Annotated in this window: 20 protein-coding genes; 9 read left to right on the forward strand and 11 right to left on the reverse strand. The window is 33.5% G+C overall.

The genetic code is table 11. The annotated features are described in order from the left end of the window. Nucleotides 1-210: 210 nt before the first annotated feature. A complete protein-coding gene (locus tag KA867_RS04205; protein ID WP_119536015.1) occupies nucleotides 211-1,149 on the forward strand; it encodes a nucleoside hydrolase in 939 nt (312 codons plus the stop codon). A 104-nt stretch (nucleotides 1,150-1,253) separates the two neighbouring features. Here KA867_RS04205 and KA867_RS04210 read toward each other — a convergent pair whose 3' ends face one another. Together KA867_RS04210 and KA867_RS04215 are read right to left on the reverse strand one after the other, a co-directional pair. Next, the gene (locus KA867_RS04210) at nucleotides 1,254-2,393 is read right to left on the reverse strand and encodes a CapA family protein (RefSeq protein ID WP_210137095.1); all 1,140 of its coding nucleotides are present in this window, start codon (nucleotides 2,391-2,393) and stop codon (nucleotides 1,254-1,256) included. A gap of 376 nt (nucleotides 2,394-2,769) precedes the next feature. Then, complete coding sequence (locus tag KA867_RS04215; RefSeq protein WP_210137096.1) at nucleotides 2,770-3,396, reverse strand: nitroreductase family protein; 627 nt, start codon at nucleotides 3,394-3,396, stop codon at nucleotides 2,770-2,772. Nucleotides 3,397-3,790: 394 nt separating this feature from the next. Here KA867_RS04215 and KA867_RS04220 point away from each other — a divergent pair, with 394 nt between their 5' ends. Next, nucleotides 3,791-5,947 (forward strand): bifunctional glycosyltransferase family 2 protein/CDP-glycerol:glycerophosphate glycerophosphotransferase, encoded by a 2,157-nt coding sequence (locus KA867_RS04220; protein ID WP_210137097.1) that lies wholly within the window; start codon nucleotides 3,791-3,793, stop codon nucleotides 5,945-5,947. Nucleotides 5,948-6,330: 383 nt separating this feature from the next. On the opposite strand, the gene betA is transcribed toward KA867_RS04220, so the two are convergent. Together betA and betB are read right to left on the reverse strand one after the other, a co-directional pair. Continuing rightward, entirely contained in the window at nucleotides 6,331-8,013 is a 1,683-nt protein-coding gene (gene betA / locus KA867_RS04225; RefSeq protein WP_107383834.1) for a choline dehydrogenase, read from the reverse strand. 57 nt (nucleotides 8,014-8,070) lie between these two features. Next, nucleotides 8,071-9,564 carry a betaine-aldehyde dehydrogenase gene (gene betB / locus KA867_RS04230; protein ID WP_210137098.1) on the reverse strand — a complete coding sequence of 498 codons (1,494 nt, stop codon included), beginning with the start codon at nucleotides 9,562-9,564 and terminating at the stop codon, nucleotides 8,071-8,073. Between the two features lie 204 nt (nucleotides 9,565-9,768). Here betB and cudC point away from each other — a divergent pair, with 204 nt between their 5' ends. Further along, nucleotides 9,769-10,320, forward strand: a complete 552-nt coding sequence (gene cudC / locus KA867_RS04235) for a choline uptake/conversion transcriptional regulator CudC (RefSeq protein ID WP_107383832.1) — start codon at nucleotides 9,769-9,771, stop codon at nucleotides 10,318-10,320. Nucleotides 10,321-10,485: 165 nt separating this feature from the next. Here the strand turns inward: cudC and KA867_RS04240 are convergent, their stop codons facing one another. Further along, complete coding sequence (locus tag KA867_RS04240) at nucleotides 10,486-12,108, reverse strand: BCCT family transporter (RefSeq protein ID WP_210137099.1); 1,623 nt, start codon at nucleotides 12,106-12,108, stop codon at nucleotides 10,486-10,488. A 424-nt stretch (nucleotides 12,109-12,532) separates the two neighbouring features. On the opposite strand from KA867_RS04240, the gene KA867_RS04245 reads away from it, so the two are divergent. The 5 genes from KA867_RS04245 (at nucleotide 12,533) to KA867_RS04260 (ending at nucleotide 16,282) form a co-directional block, all read left to right on the forward strand. Further along, entirely contained in the window at nucleotides 12,533-12,997 is a 465-nt protein-coding gene (locus tag KA867_RS04245; protein ID WP_210137100.1) for a DUF805 domain-containing protein, read from the forward strand. Between the two features lie 147 nt (nucleotides 12,998-13,144). After that, complete coding sequence (locus tag KA867_RS13510; protein ID WP_281060317.1) at nucleotides 13,145-13,417, forward strand: class I SAM-dependent methyltransferase; 273 nt, start codon at nucleotides 13,145-13,147, stop codon at nucleotides 13,415-13,417. Between the two features lie 22 nt (nucleotides 13,418-13,439). Next, nucleotides 13,440-13,862, forward strand: a complete 423-nt coding sequence (locus KA867_RS13515) for a class I SAM-dependent methyltransferase (protein WP_281060318.1) — start codon at nucleotides 13,440-13,442, stop codon at nucleotides 13,860-13,862. Between the two features lie 136 nt (nucleotides 13,863-13,998). Then, entirely contained in the window at nucleotides 13,999-14,889 is an 891-nt protein-coding gene (locus KA867_RS04255) for a fructose bisphosphate aldolase (protein ID WP_107383828.1), read from the forward strand. Between the two features lie 385 nt (nucleotides 14,890-15,274). Next, nucleotides 15,275-16,282, forward strand: coding sequence for a PTS sugar transporter subunit IIC (locus tag KA867_RS04260; protein WP_210137101.1), 1,008 nt, complete (start codon nucleotides 15,275-15,277; stop codon nucleotides 16,280-16,282). A 173-nt stretch (nucleotides 16,283-16,455) separates the two neighbouring features. On the opposite strand, the gene KA867_RS04265 is transcribed toward KA867_RS04260, so the two are convergent. The 6 genes from KA867_RS04265 to KA867_RS04290 form a co-directional block, all read right to left on the reverse strand. Continuing rightward, nucleotides 16,456-17,841 carry an APC family permease gene (locus KA867_RS04265; RefSeq protein ID WP_107385776.1) on the reverse strand — a complete coding sequence of 462 codons (1,386 nt, stop codon included), beginning with the start codon at nucleotides 17,839-17,841 and terminating at the stop codon, nucleotides 16,456-16,458. 142 nt (nucleotides 17,842-17,983) lie between these two features. Further along, entirely contained in the window at nucleotides 17,984-19,363 is a 1,380-nt protein-coding gene (locus KA867_RS04270) for an NAD-dependent succinate-semialdehyde dehydrogenase (RefSeq protein WP_210137102.1), read from the reverse strand. Nucleotides 19,364-19,437: 74 nt separating this feature from the next. Then, nucleotides 19,438-20,760 (reverse strand): 4-aminobutyrate--2-oxoglutarate transaminase, encoded by a 1,323-nt coding sequence (gabT, locus tag KA867_RS04275; RefSeq protein WP_107383825.1) that lies wholly within the window; start codon nucleotides 20,758-20,760, stop codon nucleotides 19,438-19,440. A 107-nt stretch (nucleotides 20,761-20,867) separates the two neighbouring features. After that, nucleotides 20,868-22,253, reverse strand: a complete 1,386-nt coding sequence (gene gabR / locus KA867_RS04280) for a MocR-like transcriptional regulator GabR (protein WP_210137103.1) — start codon at nucleotides 22,251-22,253, stop codon at nucleotides 20,868-20,870. A gap of 238 nt (nucleotides 22,254-22,491) precedes the next feature. Further along, nucleotides 22,492-23,976: a cardiolipin synthase gene (gene cls / locus KA867_RS04285; protein ID WP_210137104.1), complete on the reverse strand. Its 1,485-nt coding sequence runs from the start codon at nucleotides 23,974-23,976 to the stop codon at nucleotides 22,492-22,494. A gap of 157 nt (nucleotides 23,977-24,133) precedes the next feature. Then, on the reverse strand, nucleotides 24,134-25,318 hold the full coding sequence (locus KA867_RS04290; RefSeq protein WP_107383822.1) for a CynX/NimT family MFS transporter: 1,185 nt from the start codon (nucleotides 25,316-25,318) through the stop codon (nucleotides 24,134-24,136). 86 nt (nucleotides 25,319-25,404) lie between these two features. Between KA867_RS04290 and KA867_RS04295 the strand changes: the two genes are divergently transcribed. After that, on the forward strand, nucleotides 25,405-25,956 hold the full coding sequence (locus tag KA867_RS04295) for a helix-turn-helix domain-containing protein (RefSeq protein ID WP_107383821.1): 552 nt from the start codon (nucleotides 25,405-25,407) through the stop codon (nucleotides 25,954-25,956). The last annotated feature ends 245 nt before the right edge of the window (nucleotides 25,957-26,201 follow it).

A 26,201-nucleotide genomic window follows, 5' to 3' on the forward strand; every position in this document is an offset into this window, starting at 1 on the left:
ATAAAAACACCCCTTATTTATTTCCATAGATATAACATAACCTTTACGCGTATATATAAACACTTTCATTCTCTATTTTCAGAATTTTCCTACTCAATGACTATTAATATAGCGTTCTTAAGATTTATGAACTTTTGTTGAATGAACTATTTCTAATAACTGAGTTTGGTATAATGATTAAAAATCATTAAATTCGGAGGATTACATTTTATGAAAAAAGTTTATTTTAACCATGACGGTGGTGTAGATGATTTAGTCTCACTTTTTTTATTAATTCAAATGGAAGAAGTTGATTTGATTGGTGTCAGTGCAATTGGCGCTGATAGCTATGTAGAACCAGCTGTGAGTGCTTCACAAAAAATTATAAATCGTTTTTCATCAACGCCTATCCACGTAGCAGCATCGAAAGAACGCGGCAAAAATCCATTTCCTAAAGATTGGCGTATGCATGCATTCTTTATGGATGCTTTACCTATACTGAATGAACCTACTTCGCAACACTCCAAATTGCTAAAACACGCAGCTTATGAAGATATTATAGAAAAAGTGAGCGCAAGCGATGAAAAAGTCACTTTATTATTTACTGGACCGCTTACGGATTTAGCTAAAGCTATCACTATCGAACCAAAACTCGTAAATAACATTGAACGCTTAGTATGGATGGGAGGCACATTTTTAGATAAAGGTAATGTTGAAGAACCCGAACATGACGGTACAGCTGAATGGAATGCATTTTGGGATCCTGAAGCAGTTAAAACTATTTTTGATTCAACGCTAAAAATTGATATGGTCGCTTTAGAAAGTACAAATCAAGTACCTATGACTTGGGATATCAGACAAATGTGGGCAAATGAGCGTGCGTATACCGGTGTTGATTTTTTAGGTGTAAGTTATGCTGCAGTACCGCCGCTCACACATTTCCAAACAAATTCTACATATTTCTTATGGGATGTCTTAACAACTGCTTACATAGGCAAACCAGACTTGGTAAAACAACACGATGTTAAAACTTCTGTTCATGTTGATGGCCCTAGTCAAGGAAGTACATATATCGATGAAGAAAATGGCCGATTAGTTTCTGTGGTACATCATGTTGAACATGATAGTTTCTTTAATTACATCACAAATTTAGCTAAGCAAGTAAAATAAATATATGTAAATCAAAGAAGAAGCATAATCAAAATATGTGAATTGATTATACTTCTTCTTTTTTGCTTAAAAATATATGCTTTGATTTTATAAACAGTTAATAATCAGAAACTTTCTTCTGTTAAAAATGCAGGATCGATATGTGCTTTAGTGATTTCCTCTAAACGTTGTACGTTAACGTCACCTTGCTTTGTTTGATTTAACCCATGCCTATGAGCTAATTCATTATTATATTGATTCAATGGATACATTTTAAAATTTTGTTTCTTATTTTTATACAACGTAGGTTCCAGCTCATAATGTGTTACCAGTGATTTCCATTTAACCTGATTAATTTTAGTTTGTTTCGGAGACTTTTCAATATTGAACGTTAAATTGCCTCCCAGTATATTGTTTTCATCACCTGTTGCCTGGCCATTCAAAAAATTTCCCAGGGAATAAGCCACTAGTGTTTTATGATTATCTTTACCTTTAACCCACTCCACAGGTTGAATGACATGGGGGTGTGTCCCAATCACTACATCTACCCCAGCGTCCGCAAACACTTTCGCAAATTTCTTTTGTGTTTTGTTTGGGTTATGTTTGCCTTCATTACCCCAATGCGCTGAAACGATGACAAAATCACCTTGTTTTTTGGCCTTAGCCACATCCTTTTTAATTTGTTTTTCATCGAAATAGTTAATGTAATATGGTTTATCAGATTGAATATCATTCGTGCCATATGTATAACTCAATAACGCTATATTAATATCGTTTTTATTCATGATTTGAATTTTATCTCTATTGTTTTGCGAATTGTATGTCCCAAAATATTCAATATCATCAAATTGATTCCAAAGTGCAATTTCATTCATAAGTCCGCTCATTCCTTGATCTAATGCATGATTATTAGCACCGTTCACTAAATTGAACCCTGTGTCGGATAAATCTTTTGCTATAGCTTCTGGCGTATTAAACCGCTTAAACCCAGACAAACCTTTACTATCTCCACCAATGGGAGATTCTTGATTTATATAAGCTATATCTGAAGCTTCAATATCTTTTTTTAAATGACTATACATTGGTTTGAAATCAAAATTCCCATTGTTCACCGAAGCATCATTATATACTTCTGGATGAATTAAATTATCTCCCACTGCATAAAATGAAACATTATGGTTCAAATGCTTAATATTTAATAAACAGCAGGCACTAACTACGATAAAACATAAAAACAATAAAGGAAGTAAAACTTTATATCTCATCACCTAAAACCCCTTCAATACAATATAAATTGTTGAAATGTTTTTCAAATTATAAATTCAATCGCTTCATATATTTATAAACTATTTATAGCATAACAAACTTTAAAAAATTAAGCTTTTATTACATATATTAAAATGAAATTTATATTGTGTAGTAAGCAATTTAAAAATAAACACGCGAAACCAAATAGCGTTCGCGTGCTTATTCTTGAGTATCAAATTTTTCGTCTAAACTCTTTTTGTCTTTATTAACTTATAATTTTAATCCTTTTAAAAATACAAATTCATATTTAGACAACATTACTTATCAATAATGATTTGTCTATTATCTAAATTATAACTAATAATTAGACGAATTTTATCAAAACTATAATTTTTAAACATATTTTGTAACAGTTTCTGCTGACAACCTGTATGAGTCATGTCCAGGATTTTTAGCCTTTCCAATTGCAACAATCATTACTGGTTCAAAGCGTTCTGGGTCTAAATCGAATGCTTCAGCAATTTGATCTTTTTCAAAACCACCAATTGGATTTGTGTCATAACCATAAGATCTAGCAACGAGCATAAATTGCATTGCTGCTAAACTACTATCAATTTTAATAATATCATTCATTTCTGAACGATTTAAACTTTTATATAAGGGCGATATTTTTCCCAACATTTCAACCTTTACTTCTTCAGGCATATAACCATTTAAAACTGCATTATGATAAATATCTTCTCCATATTCATAATTTTGCATGTCGCCAAATATAATAACCATAGCTGCGGATGTATCATTTTGGCGTGTATTAAAACGAACAAGTGGTTTCAATTTTTCTTTCCCTGCTTCACTTTCAACCACTAAAAATCTCCACGGTTGCATATTCACAGATGATGGCGCTTTTGTTGCTTTTTGTATCATCTCATCCATTTCTGATCTAGGAATTTTAACTTGCTCATCAAACACTTTTACAGATTTTCTATTTAATACAACATCTTCAAAATCATTATTTTTCATTTCAAAATTCTCCTTAGTCTTTTTTACAAAATCAAATTATACGCAATTTGTTATATTTTACAAATCATCTGTTTAAAAATTTAATGATTTTTAAACTTCGAGAATAACATTACTTTGACTCATGAATTTCGTATTAATGAAGTTTTTGATTTATTAAAATAATGAATAAACTAAGAAAAATATTTTTTATCAATAAGTCATATATAGTATAATTGAGATTAAACAATAGTTGATGTTTTGAATATATATTTATATTGTAGTAAAATAAATAAATCCGTTTTAACTCACAAACGGTGAACTTGTTTTTAAAAAAACACCCTATTATTTTGAACATTAGCAGACGATGTGTGCTATTCAAATAATAAATAGAGTTAATGGAAAAAGAGGTAAAATAATGAAATCTGTATCTGTTATTGTAACTTATTATAACTCAGAAGATTATATTGAAAAATGCTTAAACAGCTTAAAAAATCAAAGGTTCCAGGATTTTGAATTAATATTAGTTAACGATGGTTCAACTGATAATTCAAAATCTATTGCAACTGAAACAATCAAAGATTGGAACATCTCAATTAAAGAAATTGATTTAACTCAAAACTATGGGCATGCTTACGCAAGAAATATCGCGTTAGAAGCAGTAACATCACCTTATTTTATATTTATAGATTCTGATGATTATCTTGCATCATATGCGCTCGCTTTTTATATGAAACATTTAAATCAATACGATGCTTTAATTGCACCTATTCATTCTTTCACTTTAGATGTACCTCAATACGTTGACCAAAATTTAGTGAAAGTGCAATATTTAAACACTAAAACAAAATCAAATCAGTTTCTGCGTAAACATTCTGTTTGTAACATCGTTTTTAAAACAGCCATCATACGTGGACATAATATTAAATTCAATGAAGATTTAGATATCTTTATCGATTGGTCTTTCGTCTTAGAATTCATTAAATATTCTAATGGTTTTGTAAGAATCAGTAGATTTCCTTTCTATATTAAAGGAGAAATCTATGATCCTTTCGAAAAACCGACTTTATCAACTCAAGATTTCAATATTATTTTTAATGACTATGTATATAGCTTTTCAGACGCTGTAAAACGTGCGCCTTTAAAAGAAAATAAGAAATTCATAAAAACTAAAATGAAGAATTTATATAGAGATTCTTTTGAACCATCATTAAGAAAAACACCAGAAAGATATGAATCAAATAGCGAACTTTTACCAAAAGTCACTAGGCAGTTAATGACTACAATATTCAAGAGTGAAAAACCATTATTTATTTTAGAATCATTAATGCTTATGTTTAATAAGAAAACACCAGCATTTAAAGTTAATAGATTTAGAAAGCGTGCTCGTTTAGCCAAAAATGTTGTTTTACGTCGGAAAAATAAAAATCGTTCATTATATCAACTTACAGATAATGAAAACAAAGTTAAGCCGAATACGATCATTTTTGAAGCTTTTGGTGGTAAAAATTATAGTGACAGTCCAAAATATATCTATGAATATATGATGAAATACCATCCAAACTATGAATTTATTTGGGTCTTCAGAAAACCTGATCAAGTATATTTACCAGGACCTGCTAAAAAAGTTAAAAAAGGTTCACAAGCATATTATGAAGCATATGCTAGCGCTAAATACTGGGTAACAAATGCAAGGCTGCCTTTATACTTGAATAAAAAAGCTAATCAAGTTTATATTCAAACTTGGCATGGAACACCTTTAAAACGTTTAGCAAATGATATGAAAGTCATCCGTATGCCTGGAACAACAACTGATAACTATAAACGTAATTTCAAGGAAGAAACAAGCAGATGGGATTATCTTATCTCTCCAAACGCTTATTCATCTAAGATATTTGAAACAGCTTTTTGGATGCCACCAGAAAAAATACTTGAAATTGGTTATCCTAGAAATGATGTCTTAGTTAATCGTGCAAATGATCAAGCTTACATTCAAGAAATCAAAGAAAACTTAAACTTGCCTGAAGACAAAAAAGTAATTATGTACGCACCAACTTGGCGTGATGATGAATTTGTCAAAAAAGGAAAATATTTATTCGACTTAAAAATCGATCTAAATAACTTGCAAGAAAAAATTGGTGATGACTATGTTATTCTATTAAGAATGCATTACCTTATCGCTAACGCATTAGATTTAAGAGGTTATGAAGATTTTGCAATTGATGTATCAAATTATAGTGATATCTCGGAATTATATCTAATTTCTGACTGCTTAATTACAGATTATTCTTCAGTAATGTTTGATTATGGTGTGCTAAAAAGACCTCAAATCTTCTTTGCTTATGACCTAGATAAATATGCCAAAGATTTGAGAGGCTTCTATTTAGATTATCACAAAGATTTACCGGGACCTATTTATCAAGATGCTCATAAACTAGCAGAGGACCTACAACACTTAGATCAAATTGAAAATGACTATAAATCTGAAATTAATAAGTTTTATAACGATTTTTGTTCAATTGAAAATGGTAATGCTTCTAAAGCAATCGCTGATTTGATTACCAAAAATCAATAAATATTGAATGAATGATGCAAAGCGCATGGATATACACGCTTATGCTCAAAATAAGAGGGCAAATCCTTAACAATGGATTTGTCCTCTTTATATTTAAAATATTATGATTTTGATCGTGCATGCTTGCCTGGGGATATGGCTCGAGCCTGTAGTCTCTCAATCATACTATTCCCCCAGGCGTCAACACGTTACAAAATCACTGTAACTGATGCGCTATAGTATAAGGTAAACACATTTTCGTCTAAGCGCATTAAGTTTCATAAATTAAAGAGAACGCCATTTTACAACAGTTGGTCTCGATTCAACATATTAAACATAAACATCCCTTTCTCATTCACAATGAATGAAAAAGGGATGTGCTATATAGTGTCTTAACTTATAAATTATTTTACTGTTCCTGCATCTTTATCATGTACACCATGACGATAATAATCAATATGTTCAGGTTCTAATAGTTTTTTACCTCTGATTACATCAGCAGCTCTTTCAGCTATCATTAATACTGGAGAATGGATATTACCGTTTGTCGTGCGTGGCATAACTGAAGCATCTACAACACGTAAGTTTTCCATACCATGTACTTTAAATGTATCAGGATCTACTACTGACATTTCATCAGATTTTGGTCCCATTCTACAACTACAAGATGGATGCAATGCTGTTTCTCCGTCACGTTTTACCCATTCGATAATTTCTTCATCTGTTTGAACTTCAGGTCCTGGTGAAATTTCTCCACCATTGAAAGGATCTAAAGCTTTTTGAGACAAGATATTTCTAGCGACCTTAATTGCTTCTACCCATTCACGTTTATCTTCTTCAGTAGATAAGTAATTAAAGACAAAATCAGGTTTTTCAAATGGGTCTTTAGATTTGATCTTCAAGTGACCGCGTGAATTAGAGTACATTGGACCAACATGCACTTGGTAACCATGTGCTGTTGGTGCTTTAGTGCCATCATATCTTACTGCAATTGGTAAGAAGTGGAACATTAGATTTGGGTAATCTACTTCATTGTTAGAACGCACAAAGCCGCCACCTTCAAAATGATTGGATGCAGCAGCACCTTTACGACCTAATATCCATTGCAAACCAATAAATGGCATTTTCAATTTATTCAAACTTGGTTGCATTGATACAGGTTGTTTACATGCATGTTGTACATATACTTCTAAATGATCTTCAAAGTTTTCCCCAACACCTGGTAAATGTAAACGAGGTTCGATTCCTACAGAACGTAAATGTTCTGAATCACCAATACCTGATAATTGTAATAATTGTGGTGAATTAATTGCACCACCTGATAAAATAACTTCTTTAGCATTAACTGTATGTTCTTTACCATTTTTCTTGAATGTAACACCAGTTACTTTATTTCCATCAAAATTTAATTTAGTAACAAAAGCACGTGTTTGTACGTCTAAATTTTTACGTTTCATAGCTGGATGTAAATAAGCTCTTGAAGCTGAAACACGACGACCATTATGAACTTGGCTATCAAAAGGACCAAATCCTTCTTGTCGGAAACCATTAACATCTGGTGTTTTATTATAGCCCGCTTCTACACCTGCATTGAAAAATGCTTGGAATAGTGGATTTGTTGCTGGACCTCTTCTTAACTTAATCGGACCATGATGGCCACGATATGGATCATCTTTACTTGAACCAAATGTTGTTTCTAAACGCTTAAAGTATGGTAAACAATGCGCAAAATCCCAATTCTCCATACCTTCAGGTTTTGCCCATTTTTCATAGTCCATTGGGTTACCTCTTTGATAAATCATGCCGTTAATAGAACTTGAACCGCCAAGCACTTTACCACGGGCATGACCTACTTTTCTACCATCCATATGTGGTTCTTCATTAGTTTCATAAATCCAGTCATATAGCTTATTACCTGCTGGATACATTAAAGCAGCTGGCATTTGGATTAATAAATCCCAAGGGTAATCGCTGCGTCCTGCTTCAAGTACAAGTACATTATTAGATACATCTTCACTAATTCTCGCACCTAATACTGATCCGGCACTGCCGCCTCCGATAATAATATAATCATACGCTTCTCTCATTTTTATAGCCTCCTGATATATATTTCTAAGATTTTTAGTTAATTTTAGTGATTAACGTTACGCTTTACCGAACCAATTCACAGGCTCTGGATTTGTATTACGAAGGATATGTTTCTCAACTTGATACTCTGCTAGACCTTCTTTTCCAAGTTCTCTACCAATACCTGACTGCTTATATCCACCCCAAGGTGCTTGTGCAAAATATGGATGGAAATCGTTAATCCAAACTGTGCCCATTCTTAATTGATTAACGACACGTTCTGCTTTACCAACATCGTTAGTAAATACACCGCCAGCTAGTCCATAAATAGAATCGTTAGCTAGTGTGATTGCCTGCTCTTCTGTATCAAAACCTTCGATTGTTACAACAGGGCCAAACACTTCTTCTTGAACGATGCGCATTGAAGTATCGCAATCAGTAATCACTGTTGGTTCAAAGAATAAGCCATCTTGTAAGTCTTCACGTTCTGGTCGCTTACCACCTATTGCAATAATGGCATTTTCTGATTTAGCTACTTCCATATATTTCTCTATTTTTTCTCTATGTTCTACAGAGATTACTGGACCCATTTCAGTTTCTGGGTTAAAGCCATCGCCTAATTTTATGTTTTTGATTCTCTCAATTAATGCTTGTTCAAATTGGTTTTTAATTTTGTTATCCACTAAAATTCTGGCACCTGCTGAACAAACTTGTCCTGCATGGAAAAAGCCACCATTTAGTGCCTGATCAACTGCAAGCTCAAAGTCTGCATCACCGAATATAATATTAGGATTTTTACCACCTAATTCTAAAGCAACATTCGTTACATGATCTGCCGCTTGTTTCATAATGTGTTTACCTGTCTGAATACCACCTGTAAATGATACTAAATCGACATCTTTATGCGCTGATAATGGTTCTCCTACTTCAGAACCCTTACCTAATACTAGGTTAATAACGCCTTTAGGGAAGCCAACTTCTTCCATCAATTCAAACACACGGATTGTTGTTAATGGTGTAATTTCACTTGGTTTCATTACTAAAGAACAACCAGTCGCTAATGCTGGCGCAATTTTCCAAGATGCTTGAAGTAAAGGATAATTCCAAGGTGTGATTTGTGTAACTACACCAACTGGTTCTTTAACGACTTTACTTTCTGTATTTGGGATCGGAGAATCAATAATTTCTCCTCCATCTTTATCTGCTAACCCAGCGAAAAAGTTAAATACATTTGCAATATCGTCCATATCAGCATAAGACTCTTCTAATGTCTTACCTGTATCTAACGTTTCAAGTTTCGCTAATTCTTCACGATGCGTTTCAATTAAATTAGCTATTGCTCTAACTTTCTTACCTCTATTTTCACTTGTTTCATTAGCCCATGTTCCTTCTTCAAAAGCGCGTCTTGCTGCTAAAATTGCACGTTCACTATCTTCTGCAGTTCCTTCTGCTACTTCAAGAATAACTGCTTGATTATATGGATTAATAATCTCTCTCGTTTGCTTATTTGAGCTTTCCACCCATTCTCCATCTATATATTGAAGACGAGATAAATGATCTACAAGTTCCATTAAAATTACCTCCGTTAAGTTTGTTAAATTTTTATTTAACGAATTTTATGAACTTTATGTTATCATAGTAGTTGAAAAAGTGTCAAATGTGTTTAAATATGATAGGGGTTTATACATGCATCTTTTGAGTATGGAATGTAAACTATAGGAACTCACTATTTATTTTTCACTTAACTATATATGGACTTGAACGGAGGTGGACAATTGGTACATTCGACCAACCCTGATTATCAATTAGAGGAAGCTAAGGATATCGTTATTAATGCTATAGGCGAAACCATGGATTTATACGGCATCAATAGAAGTGTAGGAAACTTATTTGGAACAATGCTTTTTGAAGACAGTATGACACTTGATGAAATGAGAGAACAGTTACAAATGAGCAAACCCAGCATGAGTGCTGGTGTTAAAAGACTTCAAGAATTTGATATTGTTAAGCAACAATTCACACGTGGTAGTAGAAAACAACATTTTGTCGCTGAAAAGGATTTCTTTAATTTCTTTAGTAATTTCTTTTCACGCAAATGGCGTCGGGAGATTGTTATTAATTCAGAAGGCGTTCACGATGCAGTAGCTATACTTGATAAGATTATTGATAACAGTAAAGCAGACGAAGCTACAAAATCGGAAGCAGAGGAAGTTAAACAACAATTACTTGATACTTTGCCTTATTATGAATGGCTAGACAATTTAAGTAATGCATTAGAATCTGGTGAAATATTTAAATATTTCCCAATTCCAGAAAAAAAAGACTAACAAAAAGCTGAGACAGTTCGTTATGTCTCAGCTTTAAGTATGTGCTCATACGAATTGAAATACCGTGAATAAACTCACTTTTCAATGTTTGATTAATAGCTAGTTATTATAAAAAAGCACACTAAAATCTTACCGTAAAATAAGATTTTGGTGCGCTTGTTATTTTTATTTATCATTTTCTCTACGTTCTCTTACTTGTGTTATGCGTAAAGAACGTCTTTCTACTTCTCTATATTTTTCTGCTCTATCTTCAAGTTTCAATCTATCTTCGGACAATGTCCTTAAGAATGAAATCATCATCATGACAAATATGGCCAACAGAGGGACACTTGCCAATAAAGAAGCTGTTTTTAAGACTTCTAAAGCTCGTTCCCCACCTACTAACATCAATCCAAATGGTAATAGACATAGAGCAAAAGCCCAGTATAATCTATTTGCTTTTAATGGCTCGCCTATAACTTTCTTTTGAGAAGCCGCAGCCAATATATAAGAACCTGAATCAAATGTTGTTGCTAAGAATAAGAATGCAGATAACAAGAATAGCACGATGATTAAATTAGGGAACGGCAATTGATGCATCACTTCTATAATAGTAGCCTCTGTGCCATGCGTATTTAGGAAATGTATCACATCGAATGAACCAGTGATTTGTAAATAAACTGCATAGTTACCAAAGATACCAAAGAACAGTGCACATCCTAACGTTCCATAAATGATTGTACCAAGCACAATTTCTTTAAGTGTACGCCCTTTAGAAATACGTGCAATAAACAATCCTATAAATGGCGCATATACAATCCACCATGACCAATAGAAAATCGTCCATTGTTGTGGAAAATTCGTTTCTTTACGACCACCTATACCACCAAATGGTTCAATCCATGTAGCCATTTGGAAAAAGTTTTTAATCATGTTACCCATGCCTGTAATAGAGGTTTCCATGATGAATACCGTTGGTCCAACAATAAATACAAATCCTAGTAATACAAAAGATAAAATAACATTTGCATCACTTAAAACTTTAATTCCTTTTTTCAAACCAGAGTAAGAACTATATGCAAAGACAGCTGTAATTGTGAATAGAATAATACTACGCATCAACATACTGTCTCCTATACCTGTTAATTTTTCTATACCTGCAGAAATCATTGGTACGCCAAGTGCTAGTGACGTAGCTGCGCCACCAAGTAGACCAAAGATAAATAGAATATCAACTATTTTTCCTATAATGCCATCTGTCTGACCTTTTAAGATCGGACGCATTGTTTGACTGATTTTGTAAACTGGTTTTTTCTTGATAAAAACAAGATAACCAATTGCCAATGCTGGCAGTACAAATGTAGCCCAAGCAATTGGACCCCAATGGAACATGCCATACATAGTAGCGTAATTCAATGCACTATCCGTCATTCCTTTACCGCCATGTGGTGGATCTTGATAATAGAATGCCCATTCAATAACGCCCCAGTATAAGATATCTGAAGCAATTCCGGCACAAAACAGCATAGCTGCCCAACTAAAATTATTAAATTCTGGCTTATCTGTCGCTTCACCAAGCGTTACATTGCCATATTTACCAAATGCGATGTAGAGTACAAATATTAACGTTGCAAGTCCAATCAATAAATATACTGAGCCGAGTGTACTCGACACGACATCATTTAAATGCGTTATTATGTCCTGACTGGCCTTAGGAAAAACCATCATCGGAATAACTGCAATAAGTAATATCAGCGAAGACCCTATAAAGGTCGTCCAATCCATTACTTTTACTCTTTCTTTTTTCACAATAGACACCCCTTATTGTTAGTAAAATATGTAAAAAATTTGCTAATTAATATAATTTTTTAGCAAAACCATTTATTAAATTACAAACATGAGCCTAACGAACTTTTAATAATAATGCAAATTACATTCAAAAATCACAAACTCAAAAGATGAATAAATATATAATTTTTATAACATCCACAGTCTTGAAATTCGTTCTAATCGTAGTGTTAAGTTTAAATTTAACGAAATTAACGAATGGAACAAACTTTCTTTTTGTATTATTATTCATAAATAGTGTATTAATATTAGTTTTATATTTTTTCGAAAAGTTGTTATTTTCTTTTTGATATCACAAATTTAATACGTTTTTAAGTTGTGATATATTTTAATTTTGTTAGAATAATATTGTTTGTTATCAATATTTGACAAAGGAGTTTATATCATGTGGCATTATTATAAATTGTATTGGCAAAATGCGTTTGATTTTAAAGGGCGTGCCAGAAGAAAAGAATTGTGGTTTCCATTTTTGGTCAATGTGTTAATCTCTATCCTATTGGCTATACTATTAGATCATATTTTCAAAATACCTATGTCGATGAGTGACGCAATTAGCGCTTTATTTACAATTATTATCTTTATCCCAGATTTTTCAGTAGCTACAAGACGCATGCATGATATTGGCCGAACAATGACTTTTCCAATTATATTTAGTATCTTTTTCATATTATTTTTTATTGGTTCATATATCACATATGGAGAAGGCATATTTTTCAATATTTTAGAAGGCATTTTAGGCATTGCCAGTATTATTTTCTTCATTTTAAATATCGTCGCATTCTTTTACATGATTACTGACAGTGACAAAACAGGTAATCAATACGGCCTTCCACGTAAGTCATTAGAATAACGCGCATAAAGAACGGGACAGAAATCATGCTTTACAAGCAATTCCTGTCCCGTTTTTCTTTTTACAAAAAATATTAAGCCCATACTTTTCAGCTAAAATAGCTTATAATCCATATATAGTGTATTTATAATAAATGAGGTATTTATCATGAACAAAAATAAAATAATTAATTATTGGAATAAGCGTGCGTCATCCTTCAGTCAAGATAAACAAGCAGAACTAAAAAGTGTGCACGCAGAAAGATGGTTAGCTGAGATAAATCAGATTATAACAATTAGACCTGGTATGAAAATCTTAGACATTGGCACAGGTGCAGGTTTTTTGGCAATACTATGCCAGCAACAAGGCGCACAAGTTACTGGCATTGATCTTTCCCCTGAAATGATTCAATCTGCAAAGCAAAATGCTTTACATTTTTAATATGAATGTCAACTTTCAAGTCATGGATGCTGAGCATTTACACTTTGACGACGCATGTTTTGACCTAGTCATTTCTAGAAATGTCACTTGGTTATTGCCAGATACAAAAGCTGCCTACCAAGAATGGTTACGGGTTTTAAAACCAAATGCTACACTCATTAATATTGATGGAGATTATGGAAAAGATGCTTTTACCGATTATAGTAATTTACCAAATCACCACGCACATCATGCTTTAGAAGACACGATGTTAGCGGAGAGCGAAAATATAAAGCAAAGTATTTCAATTAATCACTACAGCCGCCCTCAATACGATTTAAATATCCTTAAGCAAATAAATACGAAGTCCATTCATGTAGATACGACTATTTATCAACGTATTTATCAAACACAAGATGAATTTTATAATCCAACACCTATATTTTTAATAGCACTAACGAAATAATATGTGTCAATGAACAATAAAACATCGCTTATCCTATTAAAATATGAATAATTCGTTTCACTTAGAGCCTACAACTTGCGTTGGCATCTATTTTTTATCATACTATATATGAATAAAAGTAAAAGGAGTGGTAAGAATGAATAAAGAACAATTTGATAAAGTAAAAAATGGCAAAGGTTTCATTGCTGCGTTAGACCAAAGTGGTGGAAGTACCCCTAAAGCATTAAGTGACTATGGTGTAACTGAAGACCAATATAACAGTGAAGATGAAATGTTTAAACTTGTGCATGATATGCGTACACGAATTGTTTCATCACCTTCATTCAGTTCTGATAAAATCATCGGTGCAATTCTTTTCGAACAAACAATGGATCGTGAAGTAGATGGTAAACATACTGGTGACTATTTAGCTGATAAAGGTGTCGTTCCTTTCTTAAAAGTAGATAAAGGTTTAGCTGAAGAACAAAACGGCGTACAGTTAATGAAGCCAATTCCAGACTTAGATAAATTATTAAGCCGTGCAAATGACCATAAAATTTTTGGTACAAAAATGCGTTCAAATATTTTAGAATTTAATAAAACTGGTATTGATCAAGTCGTACAACAACAATTCGAAATCGGAAAACAAATCATCTCTGCCGGTTTGGTACCAATTATCGAACCAGAAGTGAATATCAATGCTGATAACAAAGCAGAGATTGAATCATATTTAGCAAGTGCAATCTTAGCAGAGTTAAATAAATTAAATGACGATGAACTCGTAATGCTAAAATTAACAATCCCAACTAAAGCAAACCAATATCAAGAATTAATCGCACACCCTAATGTGGTTCGTGTCGTTGCTTTATCTGGTGGTTATAGCAGAGAGCATGCTAACGAAGTTTTAAAACAAAACAAAGACTTAATTGCTAGTTTCTCTCGTGCATTAATCAATGACTTAAATGTCAATCAATCAGATGAAGAATTTGATAAAATTTTAGCAGATACAATCGACTCTATCTATGATGCATCAGTAAACAAAGCTTAATGATTAATCAGTAATATCTTTATATTTCCCAGGAAAAGTAGCAAACATAAAAAACATTTAAAACACACACTGACCTTTAAAAGTTAGTGTGTGTTTTTATATAGTAATGTTTAAATGCAGTTCTATCAACGATTTACAAATTCAACCTATATTTATTGTCCTCTGTACGCAATCTAACGTACACATATGTCATTTATCAAAATAGTGAGTACTTTATTAAAAAATGTTTGCACCCCGAATCTATACCTTATTTCATCAATACTTTCTTAGTAAGTAAAATCAATGTAACTTTATGAGAAATCGATAAATAGTCTAGCCATAAATAACAACAAACTATATAATTATATTAATTTGCTAATTACCAATGATTTTAAGGGGAGGAAATATGAAAAATTATTTACATAGATGGATCATTGAAGCGCTAAGTTATATGGCTTTAGGTTTATTTGGCTCTTTGATTATCGGCTTAATTTTAGAAACGCTTGGAGAACAAACATTACTACCACAATTAAATCTGACATTTCTATCAGAAATCGGTAAAGTAGCAATGTCCATGACGGGTGCTGCCATCGGTGTGGCGATTGCTTACGGTTTAGGCGCAAAACCACTTGTTACATTTTCTTGTGTTATTGTAGGTACCTTAGGTTATACGACTTTTGATGGGGGTCCAGTAGGCGCTTATATTGCTACAGTTATCGTTGTTGAACTGAGTAGATTATATGCTGGAAAAACTAAAATCGATATTATTTTATCTCCACTACTAACGATATTAATAGGTGGGTTTATCGCAAAAGCTTTCGGACCAGCATTAAATCAATTTATGACAGGCTTAGGTAAAATTATTATTGCATCTACGGAGCAACAACCTTTCATCATGGGCATCTTAGTTGCTGTTATCTTTGGTTTAGCTTTAACTGCACCGATATCTAGCGCAGCATTAGCGTTGATGTTAGACTTAAATGGTCTCGCTGCAGGGGCGGCAACAATCGGATGCGCTTCACAAATGATTGGTTTTGCAGTCACTGGTTATAAAGATAATGGTTGGGTTGGTGTGCTTTCAGTAGGTATTGGTACAAGTATGCTGCAAGTCCCTAATATCATTAAGCATCCAATGATTTTACTACCACCTACTGTTACCAGTGCGATTGTCGCACCTATTATGACAACGTTCTTTCCTATGACGAATAACGCTGCAGGTGCTGGTATGGGGACGAGTGGACTCATCGGTCAAATTATGACGATCAATACAATGGGTGGTTCTATACAGACTTGGTACTTAATCATTACTTTCCATATTTTATTGCCAGCCATCATTAGTTTCCTTCTTTATAAACTTTGTTTAAAAAAACAATGGATAAGTCCTGGCGACCAACTCATTCACATTGCAAAGTAGAAATGATATTTAAAATAAGACAAAGCCTGAGACACATAAATGTCTCAAGCTTTCCTTTATTTTGATTAATTTAATTATGCTTAAATTTCACTCATCATTTTCATGCGTAATCTTTGCCAAAATCAACATAACTATTTTCAACAATAACGTTGTGATCATTGCTTTATTTCATTCTACTCTTTATCCACATGTGCATTTACAGGCACATTCGTAGTAGATTTTCTTGTTTGTGTTATATATAAAATCGCTGCTATAACATACCAAGCCAATACGATAAGCCATTCAGAAGGCCATGCCAACGATGATGGCATGCCTGGCAAATAGATGACTATAAACAAAACACTTAAAATAATAGCTATACTACCAACGAGTTTGCCATTTTTTATACGATAAGGTCTAGCTAAATCAGGTTGCACTTTGCGTAATTTCATAAATGAAATCGCTACGAGTAAATAGCCTAATACCACGCCAATACCGCCAGCATTAACGATCCATACAAGTGCTGCTCTACCTAAAAGTGGTGCAACGAACGCTAATACACCAAGAAATAAAATACCGTGTGTAGGTGTTTTATACTTAGGATGAATAAATGCAAACCATTTAGGAATCATGTGATTTTTTGCCATAGCATACAAAATTCTACTACCGCCAATGATAAAAGCATTCCAACTTGTAATTATGCCAGCTACACCGCCTAATACAAGTAAGACACCAAATCCACTATGGCCAAATAAGTTGGCCATTGCATCTGCTGTTGCCAAATTACTGTTGCTTAAAGCTTTAGGTGATAAGCCTGTTGCCACACCAAATACAATGAGCAAATAAAAAATTACAGAGGCGATAATAGATAATATTAAAATACCGCCGATTTTTTTCGCAGGTGCTTTAACTTCTTCTGCGATTTGCGGAATGACATCAAAACCAACAAATAGAAATGGAATCATCATTAATACAGACATTGTTCCACTAACACCATTTTCAAATGGTTGTAAATTGTTGAAATTACCATTAAAGCCCGCTCCAAATACAAGCAATAAACCAACACCTACAATAAAAATTGTAAAAACAGTTTGCATAATTGCTGCAGGTTTGACACCAAAATAATTAAGTGAAGTTAAAATGACACTTCCAATCGAGCCAATGATAACCCATGTGAAATATACATCCCAACCTGCGATATTCCACATCAATCCTTGATGTTGAAATGGAATGACGTAGTCGATCACGGTAGGCAATGCAACCGCTTCAAATGTAATTACAGAGACATAGCCAAATAATACGGACCAACCTGATATAAAGGCAATTCCTGGAGTGAAGGCTTTTTTAACAAATACAAAGCCTCCACCAGTTTCTGGAATTGCAGCAGCTAATTCTGCATATGTAAGTCCGATAACAATGACTAAAAATCCACCGAGTAAAAATGCCACAATACTTCCTATAAAACCTGCTGTTGATACCCATTCTCCTGACAATACGACCCAGCCCCATCCAAGCATTGCGCCAATTGCCAAAAATAAGACATCAGCAATATTCATCGTCTTATTAAATTGAGATTTCATTTTACATACCCCATAACATTCATTGAATTAAAAGTGAATGAGTTTAAATTTCCAATATTGGTTTCAATCTAATCATCACTTTCTTGTTCGTTTAGATTCAAAGTTTTGCTTTATTTACGACTAGTACTTCTTCGCTTGCACTTTAAATACCTATGGATAAATATTTCGTTTCTAAATATGGCTCTATACCTTCAATGCCACCTTCTCTACCATAGCCACTTTCTTTCAAGCCACCAAATGGCGCATGGGCAGCTGAAGGACCACCATCATTCCATCCAACAACACCATATTCTAATTCATTATAAAGTTTTAATCCTGTACGATAATCATTTGTAAAGAAATAAGAAGCTAAACCAAATTCTGTATCGTTTGCCATTTTTATTGCTTCATCTAAATCTTCATAAACCATAACTGGTGCAATAGGACCGAAAGTTTCTTCATGCATTACTTTCATATCTAAATTCACATTAGAGATAACAACTGGTTTTAGGAAATTTCCTTTTAATGCTTGTATATCATCCACTGTCCGTGATAATTTCCCACCTTTAGCTTGTGCATCTGTGATATGTGTCATTACTTTTTCAACTGCAGCCTTATCAATTAGCGGGCCAATTTTAACGTCCTCTTGAAAACCGTCACCGACAGCTAGTTCGTTAACTTTCTCAATCAAGCGCGTTGTATATTGATCAGCAATATCTTGATGTACGAAGATACGATTTGCACAGATACATGTTTGACCAACATTTCTAAATTTAGAGGCAATGGTGCCATCTACGGCCGCTTCAACATCAGCATCTTTATGCACAATTAAAGGTGCTAAACCACCTAGCTCCATCGTTACATTTTTTACACTTTGCGCAGATTGTTCAATCAGTGATTTTCCTACAGCAGTCGATCCAGTAAATGTCACTTTATTAATCAGTTTATGAGAGGTGAAGATATCACCTGCATCTTTACCAGACGCAATAATATAAGATATCGCACCTTCAGGTATGCCTGCTTCATGTGCTAGCGCAACAAGTTTAATGGTTGTTAATGGTGTTTTGACAGCAGGTTTACAAATAATCGTACATCCAGCTGCCAATGCAGGCGCCATTTTACGCGTTATCATCGCTGCCGGGAAATTCCAGGGTGTAATTGCACCTACGACACCTACTGGAAATTTATCAATCATTATTTTTTTAGATGGCGTGTTTGCTGGTATCGTACGTCCATATACTCGCTTAGCTTCTTCGGCATACCACTTAACATAAGCATTAGCATAGATGACCTCCCCTTTGGCTTCTGCTAGTGGTTTTCCACCCTCAAGTGTAATCAGTTTCGCAAGTTCATCCTGATGTTCATCAATGAGATTCGCCCATTGATACAATTTTGCTGAACGTTCGTGTGCATCCACTAATTTCCATTCTTCAAATGCTTTATGTGCACGTTCAATTTTCGAATTAATTTCATCATGGCTCGTGTAATTCAAACGTTCTATAACTTCATTTGTAGAAGGGTTATAAACTTCCAATTGACCCATTTTTATTCTCTCCCTTACATTTATTTTTGTTATGAGGTATGACTTATCTATACCCTCTATTTAAAAATAAAATTTTAAGCGTTTGTATGTGCTTCTGTTATGTCCACATTTTTAAAAGTCTCAGATAATATTTCTAATCCTTGTTGTAATTCATCGTCTGAAATAACGAGTGGTGTTAAGAAACGTAAAACATTACCTTTAATACCAGCAGATAATAATAACAAACCATTTTCATTTGCCGTTTGAATAATTTTTCCAGTTAATGCTTTATTGGGTTCGCCAGTTTGATCATCGATGATTTCGCAGGCTACCATAGCGCCAAGTCTACGAATATTCGTGATAAATGAATGTTGTTCTGCGTTGTGATATAAGAAATCTTCAAGTTGCTTTCCAATTTTTTCTGCTTTATTGTTTAAATCTTCCTCTTCAATGATTTCAATGACTTTTAAAGCAGCTTCACACGCTAAAGGATTACCAGCATATGTGCCACCTAGTTCCCCTGGAGATGCACTATCTATAATTTCCGTTTTGCCAACCACACCACTTAAAGGAAATCCTGCAGCTAATGATTTAGACACAGTTATTAAATCAGGTTCTATATCAAAATGTTCAATCGCAAATGTTTTTCCTGTTCGAGCAAAACCTGTTTGAATTTCATCCGCCACAAAAATAATGTCGTGATCTTCACATATTTTTTTAACTGCTTTCACGAATTTTTTGTCCGGAATAATAAACCCACCTTCTCCTTGAACAGGTTCCATCACGATACAAGCTACTTCACTAGGATCTACTGTTTCAACAAAGAAATCATGTAACTTATTAATCATTTGATCAATATAAGCTGTTTCGGATAAAGATTCGGATTTTTCTGAAATATTAGGATATGGTGCTTGGTAAACTTCTGGTGCAAAAGGACCAAACCCAAGTTTATAAGGTCTCACTTTACTTGTCATAGACATTGTTAAATTTGTACGGCCATGAAAGCCTCTTACAAAAGATACAACTGATTGCCTTCCAGTGTGTTTTCTAGCAATTTTTACAGCATTCTCTACAGCTTCTGCACCTGAATTAAGTAAAATCACTTTTTTATCAAAATCACCAGGCGTAATTTCAGTTAATTTTTGTGCTAAGTTGAGATAACTTTTATACATGATGACATTGAAACCAGGATGTATAAACTTGTCCAATTGTTCTTTTAAATGTTTGGTTATCTTAGGATGTGTGTGTCCAACATTTAATGTACCAATAGCTCCCGCGAAATCAATGAAACGTTCACCGTCTACATCTGTGACCGTAGCACCTTGTGCATAATCTGCCACATGCAGATTGCCGTTTCCAACACCACGTGCTACATATTTATCACGTTGTTTTTTATAGCTTTCGAATTGATTTGTCATCAATAACCCCTCCTCTTTGTCCCCACGTAAGACGCATGGTTTTCTAAAATTTAAGGGATTATTGGTATAGTGTAAAGTACCAGTTATGATAATTTAATGGAACCAGATCATTCCCAAACGACTTCCTTTAATCTCTGAACTGCCTGGGGAATCTGGTCTTGCTTGATTTTTGAAAAACCTATGATAAGCGTTTTATATGCATTATTTTTTTCAAGCGCTTTCACGGAAAATCGATTTAACGTATAAAGCTCAAGTTTCTTTTCTTTAGCACGCGATTCAATTTCTTGGTAAGAAAATGGTGTGTTCACTTCTATAATAAAATGCAAACCAGCTTGTGTATCTTTAATTCGAATGTCATTTTCAAAGCTATTTGATAAGTGTGTGATGAGTGCTTCTCGTTTTTTTCCATATATCTGATGCATCTTTTTCACATATTTTTCATAATAACCTTCTTTGATCATTAAATTTAGTGTAAGTGCATGAATCGTTGAAAAATCAGGAATCATATTTAAATTAAGGCAATCAAATTTCTTCACTAAATTTATAGGCAAAATCATATAACTCATGCGTAATCCTGGCATCAAAGTTTTTGAAAAAGTACCTAGGTAAATCACGCGTTCATTTTTATCAAAACTAAACAGTGAAGGTATATTATCTGTTTCATATTTGAATTCACTATCATAATCATCTTCTATGATATAACTTTGCGTTTGACTTGCCCAATTCAGAAGGTCAATTCGACGCGATACAGGCATGATTATCCCCATTGGAAATTGGTGTGAAGGTGTCACTATCGTGGCATCAGGTTGAGCTTGTTTAATATCTTCAATAGATATCCCCTTACGGTCTAAAGCAATCGGTTTTAACTGCGCAGATGTTTGATTGATTAATGTTCTAAACCTTGAGTATCCAGGGTTTTCCACTGCTATTGTGATTTCATCTGGTAATAATTGAATTAATTTGGTTAACAGTGTATTAGTTCCAGAACCAATGACAATTTGTTCCGGATGACATTGGATGCCTCTTTGATAAGACACTAATTTAGCAATCGATTGTCTTAACTCTATTGGACCTTTAATTTGAGGTATCGAAGACAATTCATAATCATAATTTTGAAATACACGTTTAACGAGTTTGGTCCATATTTCTACAGGAAATGCTGAAATATCGGTACTCATATGTGAAAATGAATAATCGTATGTAGCTTCAATATGATGTTCTTGCACATCCAGAGATATTTGCGCATTTGGATCGATAATCAATTTTTCTAAAGGCTCAATAAAATAGCCCTTTCGCTCTTCAGTATAAATATAGCCTTCAGCTAATAACTGTTCATATGCTGCTTTTACACTATTCACACTAATATTTAAATGTTGAGCCATATCCCTTTTTGAAGGCAACTTTTCATGACTCTCATATTTGAATGCGAGAATATCCTCTTTTAATTGTCTATATAATTGACGATAAATAAATTGACCGCTTTCTCGTTGCATCCATTCTCCCCCATTTCACTTCATCCATTCTCCTGTTATTTCATATCACTCATTATAATGAAAACGAGGACGGTATTGAAATCAAAGCGTAAATTTGATTTCATATTCCGCCCTCGTCAGACTAATCTTATGATTTAAAAACAACAATATGTTATTGAAACTTCAGTGGCACAATCGATTGCTACATTGATAAATACATGCAATCGTATGCACTGTCACTTCAATGTTCTCTATATTTTTATAGAATTGGTGACGCTAATTTAGCAATCGCTTGTTTGAATTTAATCCAATTTGATCGCTGTTCATAGCGTTCCTCTGTCAATTCCTTAGATACTTTCATATCTTCTATAAAAGCAGCTTTAAGCTCTTTGACAATGTTTTCATCATACATAAATGCATTAATTTCGAAATTCAATTCAAAACTACGTATGTCCATGTTTGATGAACCTACACTTGCGACTTCATCATCAATAATCATCATTTTCGAATGGATAAATCCATTTTCATACGTATAAACTTTGACACCATCTCTAATCAACTGCGCAACACTTGTAATTGTGGCCCAGTAAACAAAAATATGATCTGGTTTATTAGGAATAATTAACCGCACGTCTACTCCAGCTTTTGCAGCTATACGCAATGCATTGATATAACCTTTATCTGGTATAAAATACGGGCTGTGCATATAAATAGATTCTTTGGCGTTCATGATCATTTTCATATAGCCAAATTCTATCTGATGCCAATTATCACTTGGGGCACTAAGCGCAATTTGCATCGGCACATCTCCACCTTGCTTTGCATTATCTGGGAAATACTTATCATTAAACTCCAATTGTTCACGGTGTGATTGAGAATTCCAATCGTGGATAAAACTGAGCTGTAACGCGTCAACACCATCACCTTTAACCCTTAAATGTGTATCTCGCCAATAGCCAAAGTTTTCATCTAAACCTAAATATTCATCACCAATATTAAATCCGCCCACATAACCAGTCATACCATCAATCACTAAAATTTTACGGTGATTTCTATTGTTTAATCTAAAATTTACTAATGGTATTTTAGCTTGGAAGAAAGCCTCAACTTGTCCACCAGCTTCTTGGAATTTTTTGAATTTTGATTTATGTACCGTTTTAGACCCTACTGCATCATAAAGTATTTTAACTTCTAATCCTTCTTCAGCTTTTTGTTGCAAAATATCGACAATTTCAGAACCCAACTTATCTAATTTCAACACATAATACTCTAAATGAATATACGATTTTGCATTGCGTAAATCTTCTTTCATTTGGTCAAATAACGCATGCCCGTCAGTATAAATATCAACATTATTATCGTAACTTAAAAATGTTGGTTCTTTCGTTAGCAATGTATTAACAATATCTGCATGTTTTTTAACTAATCGATAATCTGAATGATTAATCTTGTTGGTAGCATCTGATAACTGCGTCTTCATTCGTTCCTTCATGTCATCTATCTGATTATGATGAAAACCTTGTTCACGTTTTTTTCGCACTGCTCGTCCAAAGAATATATAAATAACAAATCCTAAAATAGGTACTACAAATAGTAAAAATAACCAAGCCCAAGTCGCTGTTGCATCTCTACGATCCCTGTCTAAAAATACAATAATAAACGCAAGCGCTATATTAATAACAAAGAAAAATGCAAGTATACCTCTATAAATCGGGCTTACACTTGGATCAAAAATAAGTTGCATAATGACACCTCATCGTTTTTTATTAGATTTTAATGAAACTATATTCCTCATTTAATTGACGAAGATATAGTTCAACTTATCAAATCCAATTATTTTAAAAGCTCATTGAAAAACAAAACATGTTGTAAAATATCGTACAATATTTGCATTATACTGTCTATTGTTCTATTGTTTTTTCTATTGTGCGATTACGACCTGCTTGTGAGCCGAATAATGTGATTAATAGCGCAGTGATTAATAAAATACTTAATGAACCTATCCATTGACCTGTGACATCATGTAGTATACCAAACAGTAAAGGTCCTATTGCTGCAAAAAGGTATCCTACAGATTGGGCCATGCCAGATAACTTCGCCGACGTTTGACTATGTTCCGTTCTTAAACTAAAGAATGTATTCACAAGTCCAAACGCTAAACCACTTGCAACACCAACTAAAATCGTAGCAATTAAAGCAAGTTGCGGTGAAAATAACATTATTGAAACACCCACCACAAAACATAAACCAGTCATAAAAGTTAATAAAAATTGTGATTTCATTTTAGTAGCAAATATAGGGGTAATAAATGTTAACGGTATAATAGCGATTTGCATAATTGATAAATACATCCCCGCTTCACTGATAGTCATGCCACTTTGAGATAAATATGCTGGTAGCCAATTAATCAGAGAATAAAAAATAAGTGACTGTCCGCCCATAAGTATTGTTATTTGCCATGATAATGGCGACTTCCAAACATTGACACTCTCTTGAGGTAATGATGCCGTTGTTTCTTCTTTATTTTTCAATTGAAATGCCCATATAATAATTGTAATCAATGTAATGACACCAATCGCACTAATGGCAATATTATAATTAAACGCTTTGACAAACGGTGCCGTTCCATATGAAGATAATCCTCCAAATACGTTCATAACGACAGTATAATAACCTGTCATCACACCTATATGTAATGGGAACTTCGCTTTGATTACTGCAGGTGCAAGTACATTACCAAAACCAATACCAACGCCTATAAGGATGGTACCTATATATAACCATGAAACACCTGTGATAGAACGTACGATTACGCCAATCAGTATTAGCCATAAAGCTACAAAAATCGTTCGTTCTAATCCAAACCGATAACTTGTTTTTGCTGCAAATAGTGAAATGATTGCGAATGCGATTAATGGGACGACTGTAATTACACTAACAGCACTGTTAGACATCGCCAAATCATTTTTTATATCAGGTAGCGCAACTCCGATTGAAGTAATTGGCGCCCTTAAATTTGCACCCACTAACAAAATACCTATAAATAATAGCCAATTAAATGGTTTTACTTTTCTATAATTTTCCATTTTGCTCACCTTACATCATAAATTTTTCTAAACAACATTATATATGGTACAATATGTACGTTATAATGTAAATAGGAGCGATTCACATGTATCATATTCAAAATATTATTGCCAAAAATTTAGCAACTTATCGTAGTAAACACCAACTTAGTTTAGATAAAATGGCCAATCTGACTGGCGTTAGCAAAAACATGTTAAGCCAAATTGAAAAAGGCACATCTAATCCAACAATTACAACATTATGGAAAATTGCTAACGGGCTTCATTTACCCCTGTCACAACTGACATCAACAATACACGAGCCTGTAGATTTTGTAGATGAATCTGATATTATTCCTATTGTTGAAGATAAAGTTAAGATCTTTCCATACTTTCCTTACAATGAAAGAAAGCATTTCGAAATGTTTAAAATGGAAATTCAACCAGGTGGTAAAATGGTTTCTGATCCACATCATATACAATCTGAAGAGTTTATCATCGTTAACTCAGGTACTTTAAAAATTGAAGTTGGTCAAACTTCTTATACAATTACCAGTAACCAAGCTTTTCGTTTTAATAGTGATGTAGCACATCGTTACTATAATCCAACTGATGAAGTTGTTATACTCACCGCCACTATTCACTATCAAGCACAATAGCAATCAAATTAAAATCTCATCCAACATTAGATACTATCAATGCTACATACACAGTGGAAAATAAAAATATATCAAAAAAGCATGTAACGGCGGTATCATATTTGCGCTTGTTATGTTTATAACGTTCAACATCAATAATTATCTTATTCCATTTGTCATGCACCAAGAACTTCCTGAAATCACAGCGTTAAGTGCCCAATTACCTATGACTACAATCATTCGTACATATATAAAATGATGATTTA

This window comes from Staphylococcus sp. GDH8C109P, assembly GCF_017893405.1.
GTDB lineage: Bacteria > Bacillota > Bacilli > Staphylococcales > Staphylococcaceae > Staphylococcus > Staphylococcus cohnii.